General features: G+C 62.2%; 13 protein-coding genes. 7 read left to right on the top strand and 6 right to left on the bottom strand.

The genetic code is table 11. The features are described from left to right. Positions 1-161: 161 nt before the first annotated feature. Positions 162-2,249: a 3-hydroxyacyl-CoA dehydrogenase NAD-binding domain-containing protein gene (locus tag AC1RQG_RS18275; RefSeq protein ID WP_493133417.1), complete on the bottom strand. Its 2,088-nt coding sequence runs from the start codon at positions 2,247-2,249 to the stop codon at positions 162-164. A gap of 222 nt (positions 2,250-2,471) precedes the next feature. On the opposite strand from AC1RQG_RS18275, the gene AC1RQG_RS18280 reads away from it, so the two are divergent. Continuing rightward, positions 2,472-3,047, top strand: a complete 576-nt coding sequence (locus AC1RQG_RS18280) for an NnrU family protein (protein WP_493133418.1) — start codon at positions 2,472-2,474, stop codon at positions 3,045-3,047. Positions 3,048-3,083: 36 nt separating this feature from the next. On the opposite strand, the gene AC1RQG_RS18285 is transcribed toward AC1RQG_RS18280, so the two are convergent. Further along, entirely contained in the window at positions 3,084-4,733 is a 1,650-nt protein-coding gene (locus AC1RQG_RS18285; RefSeq protein WP_493133419.1) for a 3-(methylthio)propionyl-CoA ligase, read from the bottom strand. 295 nt (positions 4,734-5,028) lie between these two features. Between AC1RQG_RS18285 and AC1RQG_RS18290 the strand changes: the two genes are divergently transcribed. The 6 genes from AC1RQG_RS18290 (at position 5,029) to AC1RQG_RS18315 (ending at position 9,527) form a co-directional block, all read left to right on the top strand. Next, on the top strand, positions 5,029-6,423 hold the full coding sequence (locus tag AC1RQG_RS18290; protein ID WP_493133420.1) for a protein adenylyltransferase SelO: 1,395 nt from the start codon (positions 5,029-5,031) through the stop codon (positions 6,421-6,423). Between the two features lie 8 nt (positions 6,424-6,431). Further along, a complete protein-coding gene (gene msrB / locus AC1RQG_RS18295; protein ID WP_493133421.1) occupies positions 6,432-6,830 on the top strand; it encodes a peptide-methionine (R)-S-oxide reductase MsrB in 399 nt (132 codons plus the stop codon). Between the two features lie 24 nt (positions 6,831-6,854). After that, on the top strand, positions 6,855-7,484 hold the full coding sequence (locus AC1RQG_RS18300) for a septation protein A (protein WP_493133422.1): 630 nt from the start codon (positions 6,855-6,857) through the stop codon (positions 7,482-7,484). Then, positions 7,481-7,753: a BolA family protein gene (locus tag AC1RQG_RS18305; RefSeq protein WP_493133423.1), complete on the top strand. Its 273-nt coding sequence runs from the start codon at positions 7,481-7,483 to the stop codon at positions 7,751-7,753. The genes AC1RQG_RS18300 and AC1RQG_RS18305 overlap by 4 nt, the downstream gene beginning before the upstream one ends. 114 nt (positions 7,754-7,867) lie before the next feature. Beyond that, complete coding sequence (locus AC1RQG_RS18310; protein WP_493133424.1) at positions 7,868-8,647, top strand: peptidylprolyl isomerase; 780 nt, start codon at positions 7,868-7,870, stop codon at positions 8,645-8,647. Positions 8,648-8,750: 103 nt separating this feature from the next. Beyond that, positions 8,751-9,527 (top strand): peptidylprolyl isomerase, encoded by a 777-nt coding sequence (locus AC1RQG_RS18315; protein ID WP_493133425.1) that lies wholly within the window; start codon positions 8,751-8,753, stop codon positions 9,525-9,527. Between the two features lie 66 nt (positions 9,528-9,593). Here AC1RQG_RS18315 and AC1RQG_RS18320 read toward each other — a convergent pair whose 3' ends face one another. The 4 genes from AC1RQG_RS18320 to AC1RQG_RS18335 form a co-directional block, all read right to left on the bottom strand. Then, the gene (locus AC1RQG_RS18320) at positions 9,594-10,955 is read right to left on the bottom strand and encodes a sigma-54-dependent transcriptional regulator (protein WP_493133426.1); all 1,362 of its coding nucleotides are present in this window, start codon (positions 10,953-10,955) and stop codon (positions 9,594-9,596) included. Beyond that, entirely contained in the window at positions 10,948-12,858 is a 1,911-nt protein-coding gene (locus tag AC1RQG_RS18325) for a sensor histidine kinase (RefSeq protein ID WP_493133427.1), read from the bottom strand. Before AC1RQG_RS18325 ends, AC1RQG_RS18320 begins: the two co-directional genes overlap by 8 nt. Positions 12,859-12,955: 97 nt before the next feature. Further along, positions 12,956-13,951 (bottom strand): porin, encoded by a 996-nt coding sequence (locus tag AC1RQG_RS18330; protein ID WP_493133467.1) that lies wholly within the window; start codon positions 13,949-13,951, stop codon positions 12,956-12,958. A 40-nt stretch (positions 13,952-13,991) separates the two neighbouring features. Continuing rightward, entirely contained in the window at positions 13,992-15,272 is a 1,281-nt protein-coding gene (locus AC1RQG_RS18335) for a dicarboxylate/amino acid:cation symporter (protein ID WP_493133428.1), read from the bottom strand. Positions 15,273-15,397: the final 125 nt, after the last annotated feature.

Here is a 15,397-nt window from a genome sequence, read left to right on the forward strand (position 1 = left end):
GCGAAAAGGAAGCCGCGCCAAGGTGGCGCGGACAATGGCAGCCGCGCCGTGGCGGCGCGGATAGCGCGAAACGGGCCGTATGGGGGCGGACGGCGGGGCGGGACCAGCAACGGTCCCGCCATCGGGCGGAGCCACCCCGGCGGGTGGACCGGTACTGACGCTTAGCCGTTGAAGGTCTTGCCTTCCGCAGCCAGGCGCAGCAGCAGCGGCGCCGGTTTCCACGCCTCGCCGTGGTGGCCACGGCCGTATTTCTCGATCGCGGCCAGCACATTGGGCAAGCCCACCGTGTCGGCGTAGAACATGGGGCCGCCACGGAACAGCGGGAAGCCGTAGCCGGTCAGGTAGACCATGTCGATGTCGGAGGCGCGCATGGCGATGCCCTCCTCCAGGATCAGGGCCGCTTCATTGACCATCGCGAACACCAGGCGTTCGACGATCTCCTGGTCGCTGATCTTGCGGCGTTCGACGCCGATGTCGGCCGAATGCTTGACGATCATGGCGTTGACCACGTCCGATGGGTAGGCCTTGCGGTCGCCCGCCTTGTAGTCGTACCAGCCGGCGCCCGTCTTCTGGCCGAAGCGGCCCATTTCGCACAGCAGGTCGGCCGTCTTCGAATAGCTGATCTCGGGCGACTCGACGTAGCGGCGCTTGCGGATGTACCAGCCGATGTCGTTGCCGGCCAGGTCGCCCATGCGGAACGGGCCCATGGCGAAGCCGAATTTCTCGACCGCCTTGTCGACCTGCTCGGGCAGGCAGCCTTCCTCCAGCAGGAAGCCGGCCTGGCGGCTGTACTGCTCGATCATGCGGTTGCCGATGAAGCCGTCGCATACGCCCGACACCACGCCGGTCTTCTTGAGCTTCTTGGACAGCGCCAGCGCGGTGGCCAGCACGTCCTTGCCGGTCTTGGCGCCGCGCACGATTTCCAGCAGCTTCATCACGTTGGCCGGGCTGAAGAAGTGCAGGCCGATCACGTCCTGCGGACGCTGGGTGAAGGCGGCGATCTTGTTCACGTCCAGCGTGGAGGTGTTGCTGGCCAGGATGGCGCCCTGCTTCATCACCTCATCGAGCTTGCGGAACACGGTTTCCTTGACGCCCAAGTCCTCGAACACGGCCTCGACCACGATGTCGGCCTGGCCGATGTCGTCATACGACAGCGTGCCGCTCAGCAGGGCCATGCGCTGGTCGAACTTCTCCTGCGTCAGCTTGCCCTTCTTCATCGTGTTCTCGTAGTTCTTGCGGATCGTGGCCATGCCCTTGTCCAGCGCTTCCTGCTTGGTCTCCAGCAGCTTGACGGGGATGCCGGCGTTCAGGAAGTTCATCGCGATGCCGCCACCCATGGTGCCGGCGCCGATCACGGCCGCCGACTTGATGGCGCGCACCGGCGTATCGGCCGGCACGTCGGGCACCTTGCTGCACTGGCGTTCGCCGATGAAGGCGTGGCGCAGGGCCTTCGATTCCGTGGTCTGGATCAGATGCAGGAAGCGGTCGCGCTCGAACTTCAGGCCATCCTCGAACTTCTTGGTGACGGTGGCGGCCACGGTTTCCACGCATTCGAGCGGCGCCGGGAACGGGCCGGACATGGCCTTGACCGTGTTGCGCGAGAACTGCAGGAAGGCTTCGTGGTTGGGATAATCGACCTTGCGGTCGCGCACCTTCGGCAGCGGACGCACGTCGGCCACCTTGTTGGCGAAGGCGATGGCGCCGGCCAGCAAGTCCGAATCGGCGGGCAGCAGTTCATCGAACAGCGCCGTTTTGGCCAGCTTCTCCGACAGCACGGGCGTGCCCGAAACGATCATGTTGAGCGCCATCTCCAGGCCCAGCACGCGCGGCAGGCGCTGCGTGCCGCCGGCGCCGGGCAGCAGGCCCAGCTTCACTTCCGGCAAGGCGATCTGCGCACCGGGCAAGGCGACGCGGTAGTGGCAACCGAGCGCCAGTTCCAGCCCGCCGCCCATGGCGACGCTGTGGATGGCCGCGACCACCGGCTTGGTGGAATTTTCGACCGTCGCGATCAGCGTGTGCAGGCTCGGCTCCGCCAGCGCCTTGGGCGAATTGAACTCCTTGATGTCGGCGCCGCCCGAAAACGCTTTGCCGGCGCCCGTGATGATGATGGCCTTGACGGCGTCGTCCGCCAGCGCCTGCTTGATGCCGGCCACGGCGGCCGTGCGCGTGGACAGCCCCAAGCCATTCACGGGTGGATTGTTCAGGGTGATGACGGCAACGGAACCGTTGACTTGATATTCGGCGGTCATGTCTCTTCCTTGTTGTGTTGGTAACGGGCTTGCTGCGAAAATCTAACTATACCGCAGAAAAAGAACGATCGTATTATTTTTTTCACGCGGACGTGCCCCGCGCGCTGCATTGTAGGCCAGGGACGGACTGAACGTATAATCAACGTTGCCAAAATGGCGATGGGGCTGCCCTCCGGCGGCGTCACAACATGAACGACACTAGCGACAAGACAAGGGATAACGATGGTCATTCTGATACTGGGATTGGTGCTGTTTCTGGGCGTGCACTCCGTGCGCATCGTGGCCGACGACTGGCGTACGGCCAGGCGCGCGCAACTGGGCGAGGCGACATGGAAAGGACTGTACAGCCTGCTGTCGCTGGCCGGGCTCATCCTGATCATCTGGGGATTCGGCCTGGCGCGCCAGCGGCCCGTGGTGCTGTGGACGCCGCCGGTGGCCATGCGCCACGTTGCCGGCTTGCTGACGGCGCTGGCCTTCATCCTGTTGACGGCCAAGGACGTTCCGCGCGACGGCATCAAGGCCCGCGTCCACCATCCGATGCTGCTGGGGGTGAAAGTGTGGGCGCTGGCCCACCTGCTGGCCAACGGCAAACTGCATGACGTGGTGTTGTTCGGCAGCTTCCTGGTGTGGGCCATCCTCTGCTTCCGGGCCGCGCGCCGCCGCGACGTGGCCGAAGGCACGGTGTATCCGGCCGGCACCACCGGCGCCACCGTGACGACGGTGGTCGCCGGCCTGGCCGGCTGGGCCGTGTTCGCCTTCCTGCTGCACGGGTGGCTGATCGGCGTGCGACCGTTTTGATCAAGCCGCCCCGGCGAGGCGGCCGGGGCGCCAGGCTCACGCGGTGGGCAGCTTGTAGTCCCTGTAGTGGTCGCGCAGCTTGTTCTTCTGCACCTTGCCGGTGGCGCCCAGCGGCAAGGCGTCGGCGAACACCACGTCGTCGGGCGTCCACCACTTGGCGATCTTGCCTTCATAAAACGCCAGCAACTCCTCGCGGCTCACGTCCTGGCCCGGCCGGCGCACCACGATCAGCAGCGGCCGCTCATCCCATTTCGGATGGTAGATGCCGATGCAGGCCGCCTGCATCACAGCCGGATGCGCCATCGCGATGTTTTCCAGGTCGATCGTGCCTATCCATTCGCCGCCGGACTTGATCACGTCCTTGCTGCGGTCGGTGATCTGCATGTAACCGTCGGGGTCGATGGTGGCCACGTCGCCGGTCGGGAACCAGCCGTCCTGCAGCACGTCGCCGCCCTCGCCCTTGAAGTAGCTGCTGATGATCCATGGCCCCTTGACCAGCAAATGGCCGTAACCGACGCCATCCCACGGCAATTCCTTGCCATCGTCGTCCACGATCTTCATGTCGACGCCGAAGATGGCATGGCCCTGCTTCTGCAGGATCTTGCGCTGCTCCTCCTTGGGCAAATCCCTGTGTTTGCTCGACAGCACGCAGGCCGTGCCCAGCGGCGACATCTCCGTCATGCCCCAGGCGTGCACCACCTCCACGCCGAATTCGTCGATCAGCGTGTTCATCATGGCCGGCGGACAGGCCGAGCCGCCGATCACCGTGCGGCGGAAGGTCGAGAACTTCAATTTGTTCTGCAAGGCGTGGTTGATCAGCCCCAGCCAGACCGTGGGCACGCCGGCCGACATGGTCACGCCCTCGCTCTCGAACAGCTCGTACAGCGACTTGCCGTCGAGCGCGGGGCCGGGGAACACCATGCGGGCGCCCGTCAACGGCACCGAGTACGGCAGCCCCCAGGCGTTGACGTGGAACATGGGCACCACGGGCAAGATCGTGTCGTGCGAGGTGACGTTGAGCGCGCTCGGCAGGGCCGACGCGTAGGCGTGCAGCACGGTCGAGCGGTGCGAGTACAGCGCGCCCTTGGGGTTGCCCGTCGTGCCCGACGTGTAGCACAGCGTGGCGGCCGAATTCTCGTCGAACTGCGGCCAGGTGTAGTCATCCGAGTGAGAATTGATCAGATCTTCATAGCACATCAGGTCGGGGATCTTGCTGTCGGCCGGCATGTGGGCGCGGTCCGTCATCAGCACATAGCCCTTGATCATCTTGCAGTGCGCGGCGACGGCTTCCACGGCCGGCAGGAAGGTCAGGTCGAAGAACAGCAGCTGGTCTTCCGCATGGTTGATGATGTAGGCCACCTGCTCCGGATGCAGACGAGGATTAATGGTATGCAAGACGGCGCCCGAACCCGACACGGCGTAGTAAGCTTCCAGGTGGCGGTAGCCGTTCCAGGCCAGCGTGGCGACGCGCTCGCCCATCTTCACACCGAGGCCGTGCAGCGCGTTGGCGAGACGGCGCGCGCGTTGATGGCATTCGCGGAAGGTGTAGCGGTGCATGTCGCCCTCGACCCGGCGGGAGACGATCTCGCTGTTGCCATTGTGGCGCGCCGCGAATTCGACAATACTGGAAATCAGCAGCGGTTGGTTCATCATTTGCCCCATGACGGGGCTTTGCGGATAGGACATCGACACTCCTGCAGAGGTTGGACTTGCGTTCAAGTTTGAAACGGCCGCGCGAAAGCCGTCAACGCTTTTCAATGTTGCATTGCAATAAACAACCGGCTCTGTGGCGCGCCGGACGTTACCGAGTGTAACCACCGTGTCTTTTGGCGCTGCGCCTCAATAGAATCGGCGCCGTAGGGTAAAATCCGACAGCCCGCTTACCACTCCATGACCATCGACTGGAATTACCATTACTGCCGCTAAACTGCCGCTGGACAATTCGTTTCTGTCCTTGCCTCCCGCCTTCTACACGCGGCTGATGCCCACCCCGCTCCCCTCGCCTTACCTGGTGGGGGTCAGCGATGCGGCCGCCGCGTTGATCGGACTCGACCCCGCGCACCTTGGGCAAGCCGATTACGTCGATCTGCTGACGGGCAATCTGGTGCCTGAGCAGTCCCAGCCGCTGGCGGCCGTGTATTCGGGCCACCAGTTCGGCGTGTGGGCCGGCCAGTTGGGCGACGGCCGCGCGATCCTGCTGGGCGAAATGAACAGCAGCGCCGGGCCGATGGAACTGCAGTGGAAAGGCGCCGGCCTGACGCCCTACTCCCGCATGGGCGACGGCCGCGCCGTGCTGCGCTCGTCCATCCGTGAGTTTCTGTGTTCGGAAGCCATGGACGCGCTCGGCATCCCCACCTCGCGGGCCCTGTCGGTGACCGGCTCGGACCAGTATGTGATGCGCGAAACACCGGAAACGGCCGCTGTCGTGGTCCGTATGGCGCCCACCTTCGTCCGATTCGGTTCATTCGAGCACTGGTTCTACCAGAACAAGCCGGAACAATTGCGACAGTTGGCCGATTACGTCATCGACCGCTTTTATCCGCAATTGCGCGACGCAAGCAATCCGTATCAGGCCTTGCTGGAGGAAGTGACGCGCCGCACGGCGCACTTGATCGCCCAGTGGCAGGCGGTCGGCTTCATGCACGGCGTGATGAATACGGACAATATGTCCATCCTCGGCCAGACGCTGGACTACGGGCCGTTCGGTTTCATGGAAGCCTTCGATGCGCAACACATCTGCAACCACAGCGACCAGCAAGGGCGCTATTCATATGCGATGCAACCGCAGATCGGCCACTGGAATTGCTACGCGCTGGGGCAGGCGCTGCTGCCGTTGATCGGGGAAGTGGAGTCGGCCCAGGCGGCGCTGGACGTCTACCAGCCGGCGTTCGCGGAAAAGATCGAAGCGCTGCTGCGCGCCAAGCTGGGCCTGGCCACCAGCCAGGATGGCGATCAAGCGCTGTTCGACGCGATGTTCACGCTGATGCAAGCGAACAGCGTCGATTTCACCCAATTCTTCCGCGCGCTGGGCAAATTGCGGTTGGCCGATCCGGCCGCCGATGCGCCGCTGCGCGATCAGTTCCTGGACCGTCCCGCGTTCGATGCGTGGGCCGCGCAATACCGGGCCCGCCTGCGCGCGGAAAACAGTGTGGATGCGGCACGCCGCGCCGCCATGGACAGCGTCAATCCCAAGTATGTTTTGCGCAACTACCTTGCGCAGCTTGCGATTGAAAAGGCGCAAAATAAGGACTTTACGGAAGTGGCACGCTTACTGAAAGTTCTGCAGCGCCCGTTCGACGAACAGCCTGAGCATGAACACTATGCCGCCTTGCCGCCCGATTGGGCAAGCCATCTTGAAGTGAGCTGTTCTTCCTGAGGATCATCATGACCGACAAAGTACACAAGAGCGAGGCCGAATGGCGCGCCCAGCTGGACCCGATGCAGTTCGAGGTGACGCGCCACGCGGCCACCGAGCGTGCTTTCACGGGCGAATACTGGGATCACCACGCGCCCGGCATCTACACCTGCGTGTGCTGCGGCACGCCGCTGTTCCGTTCCGACGCCAAGTTCGATTCCGGTTGCGGCTGGCCCAGCTATTTTGAGGCGCTGGACCCGGCCCATGTGATCGAGAAGGTCGACCGTTCGCATGGTATGCTGCGCACCGAAATCCTGTGCGCCGTGTGCGACGCGCACCTCGGGCACGTGTTCCCCGACGGTCCGCCGCCGACCGGATTACGTTATTGCATTAATTCCGCTTCGCTGCGCTTTGATCCTGAAACCTGATTCACCGCCACCCACGACAAAACCATGAAATTCCTGTTCGACTTCCTGCCGCTGCTGGCGTTCTTCGCCGCCTACAAACTGGCCGGCATCCATGCCGACGCGGCGCAAGACTTCATCAACACCCACCTGAGCGCGCTGGTGTCCGGCGGCGTGGTCACGGCGTCGCAATCGCCGATCATCATCGCCACCCTGGTCGGCATCCTCGCCACCATGGGCCAGATCGCCTATATCAAACTGCGTGGCCGGAAAGTCGATTTCGTGCTGTGGTTATCGCTGTTCATGTTTATCTTCTTTGGCGGCCTGACCATCTACTTCCATGACGACAACTTCATCAAATGGAAGCTGACCATCGTTTATTGGTGTTTCGCCATCGGGCTGCTGGTGTCGCAACTGGCTTTCAAAAAGAACCTGATGCGTAAATCCATGGAACACATCATTCATTTGCCCGATGTGATCTGGAACCGCATTAACCTCGCGTGGATTTGTTTCTTCGCGGCTATGGGATTCCTGAACCTGTTCGTCGCCTTCGTCCTGTTCAAGGGGGATACCGGCGCCTGGGTCAGTTTCAAAGCATTCGGCTCCACGTCCATCATGTTCGTGTTTATCGTGGGCCAAACCGTATATCTGTCGAAACATATGAAGGATGAAGCATGAGCGACCCACGCCTGGACAAGATCCGCACCCGCCTGCAAGCGGCATTGACGCCGCTGGAAATTGACATCGGCGACGAGTCCGCCTTGCACGCCGGCCACGCCGGCGCCGCCTCCGGTGGCGGCCATTACACGGTGCGCATTGTTTCCGATCGATTCGAAGGGATCAAACTCGTCATGCGACATCGACTCGTGTATGATTCCGTGCACGATATGATGCATAAAGAAATTCATGCATTGGCCATTACCGCACTGGCACCATCCGAAGTATGATGTAGCGCAAGGTTTAGGGCAGACACAGAATAGTCTTGGAACATGACGACACAATGACGGTCTAACCTGAACCAACAATTTTTAGCTTAAACTTTCCCTTTACAGGAATTAATAATGACTTTCAAGCCAGCCCGTTTGCTGATTGCACTTCTCGCCGTTGCCGCCGTACCCGCTTTTGCTCAAAACATTGCTGTCGTCAATGGCAAGGCCATCCCTACTTCGCGCGTTGACGCCGTCGTCAAGCAAGTGGTCGCGCAAGGCCAGCGGCAAGATTCCCCGCAACTGCGTGAACTGATCAAGAAAGACCTGATCGGCCGTGAAGTCATGATGCAGGAAGCGGAAAAGCAAGGCTTCGCCAAGGATCCGAACGTCAAGCAACAGCTGGAGAATGCGCGCCAGGCCATCATCATCAACGCCCTGGTTGGCGACTTCGTCAAGAAGCACCCCGTGTCGGACGCCGACATCAAGGCCGAATACGACCGCTTCACCAAGCAGGCCGGCGACAAGGAATACCATGTGCGCCACATCCTGCTGGGCACCGAAGCCGAAGCGAACGACGTGATCGCCAAGCTGAAGGCTGGCGGCAAGTTCGAAGACCTGGCCAAGGCATCGAAGGACACGGGCTCGGCCTCGACCGGCGGCGATCTGGACTGGGCGACCCCGTCGTCGTTCCCGCCAGCGTTCTCGGAAGCCTTCGTCAACCTGCAAAAAGGCCAGTTCACCGACAAACCTGTGCAAACCCCGAACGGCTTCCACGTGATCAAGGTCGACGACATCCGTCCCGCCAAGCTGCCTACCCTGGAAGAAGTGAAACCGCAGATCGCGGAAGCGCTGACCCAGAAGAAACTGCAAGCTTACCAAGAAGAAATGGTCAAGAAAGCAAAGATTCAGTAATATAGTCGTCACCGGCGCCCACTGGGCGCCGTTTTTAGTTCTGCGTTCAACAATGCGCACTGTCCGCCAGGCGCGATCTCTTGTTTTTTTATAGGATTTGATAATGATTTTGAAGCCAGCACGCCTGTTGTTAGCAATGATCGCTGTAGTTGCAGCTCCGGTATTCGCGCAGAACGCCGCCACCGTCAACGGCAAGGCCATCCCCGCGTCGCGCATCGACCAGATCGTCAAGCAAGTGGTTGCCCAGGGCCAGCAAACGGATTCGCCGCAACTGCGCGAAGCCATCAAGAAAGACCTGATCGGCCGTGAAGTGCTGATCCAGGAAGCCGACAAGCAAGGCTTCGGCACCCATGCCGACGTCAAGGCCGCCATCGAGAACGCCCGCCAGAGCATCATCATCAATGCCATGCTGGCCGACTATGTGAAGAAGAATCCGGTCAAGGACGCCGACATCAAGGCCGAGTACGACAAGTACAAGGCTGCCATGGGCGAGAAGGAATACCACTCGCGCCACATCCTGGTCGGCACCGAGGCGGAAGCCAAAGACATCATCGCCAAGCTGAAAGCGGGCGGCAAGTTCGAAGAACTGGCCAAAGTGTCGAAGGACGGTTCGGCCAACAACGGCGGCGACCTGGGCTGGATGACCCCTGCCAAGCTGGTCAAGCCTTTCGCCGACGCGATGGTGGCCCTGAAAAACGGCCAGTACACCGAAACCCCCGTCAAGACGGAATTCGGCTACCACGTGATCAAGCTCGAAGATTCGCGCGCCGTGAAACTGCCGGCACTGGAAGAAGTCAAAGGCCAGGTGGCGGAATCGCTGCAACAACGTAAGATCGCCGCCTACCGCGACGAGCTGTTGAAGAAGGCCAAGATCCAGTAATCATTCCGGATCTGTGCCCTGCGAAAGAAGCGCTTCCCCGTGAAGCGCTTTTTTTATTGCCGCGCGTTATTTGAAGTCGTCGGCCACCAGATTGTACTTCTGCATCTTGTGGTACAGCGTCTGCTTGGGCAGGCCCAGGGTCACGCACGCTTCGGCGACGTTCCCGGCGAAATGGCGCAGTTCCTGCTCGATCAGCGCGCGTTCAAAACGACTGACCTGCTCGGGCAAGGCCATCGGCGCGGCCGCCGACGCCGCCAGCAAGCCATCCGTGCCGCTCGACAGCCCGAGCACGAAACGATCCGCGATATTGCGCAATTCGCGCACATTGCCAGGCCAGGTATGGGCCATCAGACGTTGCATCAGCGCGCCGGGCATGACGGGCACCTCGCGCTTGTAACGCGCGGCCGCACCCAGCACGAAGTGTTCGAACAACAGCGGGATGTCTTCGCGCCGCTCGCGCAGCGGCGGCAGATGGAGCACGATCAGGTTGAGGCGGTAGTACAGGTCGCTGCGGAATTTTTGCTGATCCGACAGCTCCTTCAGATCGACCTTGGTGGCGGCGATGATGCGCACGTCGACCGGCACCGGCTGGTTCGAGCCCAGCCGTTCGACGTAGCGCTCCTGCAGCACGCGCAGCAACTTCACTTGCATGGCCAGCGGCAGGCTTTCCACCTCGTCCAGGAACAGCGAGCCGCCGTCGGCGTGTTCGATCTTGCCGATCTGGCGTTTGGCCGCCCCCGTGAACGCGCCCGGTTCGTGGCCGAACACCTCGCTTTCGAAGATATTCTCCGGTATCGCCCCGCAATTGATGGCGACGAAATGGTGCTTGCTGCGGATGCTGTGCTGGTGCAGGCTGCGCGCCACCATTTCCTTGCCCGTCCCCGTTTCGCCGAACACCAGCACGTCGGCCGGCTCGTCGGCCAGGTCCGCGATCAGGCGGCGCAATTCGCGCATGGCCGGCGACTCGCCCAGCAGCATCGCTTCTATCCCCGTGCTCTGCGCCAGTTTGCGCCGCAGGCTGTGCACTTCGAGCATCAGGCCGCGCGTGGCCAGTGCGCGCTGCGCCACCTCGACCAGTTGCTCCGATGAATAGGGTTTGGCGATGAAGTCATAGGCGCCGTCGCGCATCGCCTGCACGGCCATGTTGATGTCGCCGTGGCCCGTCACCAGGATGACGGGCAATTCCGCGTCGATGGCCTTGGCGGCGGTCAACAATTCCAACCCGCTCATGCCCGGCAATTTGACGTCGGTCACGACGATGCCGGGAAAGTGCGGCGTCAACGCCTTCAATGCCGGCTCCGCGGAGGCGAACCCCTGCACCTCCAGGCCGGCGAGCTGCAAGGCTTGCACGCTCCCGGCGCGCACGGTCGCGTCATCCTCCACCAGCAAGACCTGCAACCCCGGCACCCCCTGCAACCCCTCAACCATGTAACGCTCCCTGCTCCGAAATAGGCAAATCAATCGTAAATTCCGCGCCGCCACCGGGCGCCCGATCGGCCCTCAATATACCACCGAACTCCACCACGATCTGCTCGGAAATGGCAAGGCCCAGACCCAGTCCGGCGCCCTGCTCCTTGGTGGTGAAGAACGGTTCAAACAAGTGGGCACGCACGTCCTCCGGTATGCCCGGTCCCGTGTCGGTCACACGGATCAACACGCGGTTGCCCTGGCGCTCTATGCCGACGGTCAATTGGCGGTTGTCCACGCCCGCCATGGCGTCCAGCGCGTTGTTGAACAGGTTGACCAGCACCTGCTCCAGCCGGTTGCCTTCGCACAGGGCATAGGCGTCGTCATGGCGCACGTTCAGGTGGAATGCCACGCCCTCCTGTTGCAGCCGCCGCTCCACGAGGAACAAGGCGTTGGCCACGGCCGGCTGGATCGCCACCGGCACAAGGTTGGTGGCGGACTTGCGCGAGAATGCTTTCAATTGTCCGGTGATCGTGCCCATTTGTCCGACGATCTGGGAGATGATGCCCAGGTTGGCCTTGGCGTCCTCGATCCGGCCGCGGTCGAGCAACACGGCCGCGTTGTCGGACATCGTGCGCAAGGCCGTCAATGGCTGATTCAGTTCGTGCGTGATGCCGGCCGACATCTGCCCGAGCACCGCCATCTTCCCGGCCTGCACCAATTCATTCTGGGTCACGCGCAACTTGTCCTCGGCCCATTGCCGCACGGCGATCTCGTCGCTCAGGCTGCGCGTCATCTGCTTCAGGTTATAGGTGCGTTCCGCGACCATCAGTTCCAGGTTGTCATAGGCGTGCTGCAAGTCTTCCTTGGCCTTCAGTTTGAGCCGCAGGCTGCGGCGCCGCTGGCGCACATACAGGTACAGAACGATCAGGAAAGCCTGCAACAGGCAGGCCAGAAAGAAGGCCGTCTGCGCGTTGGAGCGGGCCGGACTCAGGTCCGACAGGTAGATGAACTGCCAGTGACGGGGCCCCAGCGACAAACGCTGGCTCAGCATCCGGCGCGGCCTGTCGACCCCGCCTTCGGTCGCGGAAGCGCGTATGGTCGCGTACTGGACGCCATCATCACGGGTCGGCTCGTAGCGGATATCGAGCGGCGTGAGCGCATGGGAGAAATACTGGCGCGTGGCGGCCAGCTCGCGCCGCACCTCGGCGGACAATGGCGCCAGCGTGGTGTATTTCCACACGGGTACCGACGTCAGAAAAATCACGCCGTGCTCGTCGCTCAGCAACACCTTGTCGGCACCCTGGATCCAGGTCTTTTCCAGCTTCTCGATATTGACTTTGACGGTCGCCACCCCGAGCATGCGGCCGTTGCGGAATATGCCGTGGGCGAAGAAATAGCCGGGCTCCAGGAAAGTCGTGCCCACGCCGTAAAAACCGGCCGGTTTGCCGCGCAAAGCGTTGCGCACATAAGGGCGGAACGCGACATTATCGCCAACGAAGCTGCTGGGTTCGCGCCAGTTACTGGCCGCAAGCGTAATACCGCGCAAGTCGCTGACATAGATGCTGGTGGAGCCGGCCTGCACATTCAGGCGCTCCAAGTGTTGATTGACGGCCCGCTGCAAAGCCGGATCTTCCGGCTTCAGCAGCAAATCGACAACATCGTCACTCAATTCCAGCGTGCCGGGCAGAAAGTCATACTTGCCGAGCAGGTTTTCCAGACTGCCGGCATACACGTCCAGCCGCTGCGCCGCGCCCACCCGCAAACGCTCGGTGGTGATCCGTTCCGCCCACACATAAGCGATCGCGGCGAGCAGCAGCCCCGCCGCGACGACGACGCTCCACCCGGCCACGACACGGCCCGTCCAACGTTGCTGCCTGATTTGATGGGTGTGACCCGGTTCGGTGGTGGCGGTTTGGGGCATGGTGCTTTCTTCAATTTCCGGGGCGGCGCAGCGCACAATCACTGGGTGCGACATGGATCATGCGCGGCGCCGCTGGCGGGAAACCGCCGTCCCGGCTTCAGAAGACGTGGCGCATGCCCAGATTGACGCCCGTGCTACCCGAACCGCTATCGGTGGCATTGCCAATCTTGAAACTGGCGCCATTGCGATTGTTGACGTGACCGTAGGCAGTATACAGGTCCGTGCGCTTGGACAGGGAGTAAACATAGCCCACGGCGTACTGGCGCGCGTCACGGTTGGCCGCCGAGTCGTCCTGATGGTAGATCACCGAGGCGATGAACTTGCTGGCGGCAATGCGCACCGTGCCACCCAGCAAGGTGTCCTTGCTTTCGTTGCCCGCCAGGTCGCGGTTGACGGCGTGCGCAACATGCCCGGTCACGCCGTTATTGAACATATAGCGGGCGGTCAGCAGGGTGTTGCGGCTATGCGCGGTGGCGGTGAGGTCTTCGTGCTGGTGGTGGACCAGCACCACGGTCAGCGGACCGTTGCCGTAGGTCGCGCTGGCGCCGAGGCTGCGGTTGGCCGAGGCGTTGCCGGCCACTTCGCCGGCGCCATAGGCCAGCTCCGCCGACCAGCCCGCCAATTTGGGCGACGCGTAGCTCACCATGTTATCGACGCGGGTGCTGCCGACGAAGACATTGGTGATCGCGCCAGCCAGGCCGTCGCAGAAAGGATCGGCAACATCGCGCAACGTCTTATACATGGGCGAGTACTGGCGCCCCAGGGCCACCGCGCCGAAATGTCCGGACAGGCCGGCCCATGCCTGGCGGCCGAACAGCAGGCCGCCCTGCCCCGCCGCGCCGGTGTCGATGCCGAAGCCATTTTCCAGGACAAAGTTGGCCGCCAGGCCGCCGCCCAGGTCTTCCGTACCCTTGAAGCCGAGGCGGGAACCCGAGGCGATGCCGCTGGTGACCTTGCTCACGCTGCCGGCCGGGCCGCCGCGCTCCAGCGCCAGGCCCGCGTCCGCCACGCCATAGACGGTGACGTTCGATTGCGCCATGGCGGCGCCCGATGCCATGCCGAGGGCCAGAACGCTCAGGGTTGCCGATTTGATTGCTGCTTTCATAGTGGTCTCCAGAAAAGTGATGTAGTTGTTATGCGCGCAGTTGTGCGGTGGCGACATTCAGGTCGCCGTCTTCTTGCGGGTCATGCAATGCGCCTTCCCACTTGGCGACGACGGCGGTTGCGACCGCGTTGCCGACCGCGTTGGTGGCGGAACGGCCCATGTCGAGGAACTGGTCAATGCCCATCAGCAGCAACAGACCTGCTTCCGGGATGTGGAACTGGTTGAGGGTGGCGGCGATCACCACCAGCGACGCGCGCGGCACGCCGGCCATGCCCTTGGAGGTCAGCATCAACAGCAGCAGCATCGTGATCTGGGTGCCGATGGACAGGTCAATGCCATAAGCCTGGGAAATGAATAGCACGGCGAAGGTGCAGTACATCATCGAGCCGTCCAGATTGAACGAATAGCCCATGGGGAGAACGAAGCTGGAGATCTTGCGTTGCACGCCGAATTTATCGAGCGCATCAAGCAGCTTGGGATAGGCGGCTTCCGAGCTGGCGGTCGAGAAAGCCAGCAGGAACGGTTCGCGGATCAGGCCGATCAGGGTGAACACGCGACGACCGATGAAGGCGAAGCCCCCGGCGATCAGCAATACCCACAGGCAGAACATGCCCAGATAGAAACCACCCATGAATTTGGCGAAGGTGGCCAGGATGGCCAGGCCGTTGGTGGTCACGACGGACGCCATGGCCGCGAACACGGCCAGTGGCGCCAGTTTCATGATGCTGCCCGTGATGCGCAGCATGACCTGCGCCAGTTGATCGATCACGGCCGTCAGTTTGCGGCCGGCGTCGCCCATGGCGCCCAGCGCGCTGCCGAAGAAGATGGCGAATACCAGCACTTGCAGGATTTCATTGTTGGCCATCGCTTCGATCGGCGACTTGGGCACCATGTGCGCCACGAAGTCTTTGAGCGTGAATGCCGCCGTTTTCAGGCCGGTGGAAGCGTCAGCCGCCGGCAATGGCAAGCCCAGGTGGGCGCCCAATTGCAGGAAATTCGACAGCAGCATGCCCAGCGTGAGCGAAACCAGCGAGGCGGTAACGAACCAGCACATCGCTTTGGCGCCAATACGACCGGCCGCTTTGCCGTCACCCATATGGGCGATACCGATCGTCAGCGTGGAGAACACCAGCAGCGAGATAATCATTTTGATTAACCGCAAAAATACATCCGTCGCAATCGAAATATGGGCAGCGATATCGGTGGTGATTTTCTGATCAGGGAATGTCTCGTGGCAGGCATAACCCACCAGAATGCCGAGCACCATCGCGATCAGGATATAGATGGTCAACGGGCGTTGTTTCTTCATTGCGTTCCTCCAGCCTAAGGATTGGAGCGGGCGTCTTGGGCCTGCTCCGTTGTTGTCGAGGGCGACCAGCTTCCTGGTCTGGTGGAGGTAATAGCAATCGGCGTGCCTGACGATGGCAAGGTGCG

This window comes from Rugamonas sp. GW822-FHT03B10, assembly GCF_058801745.1.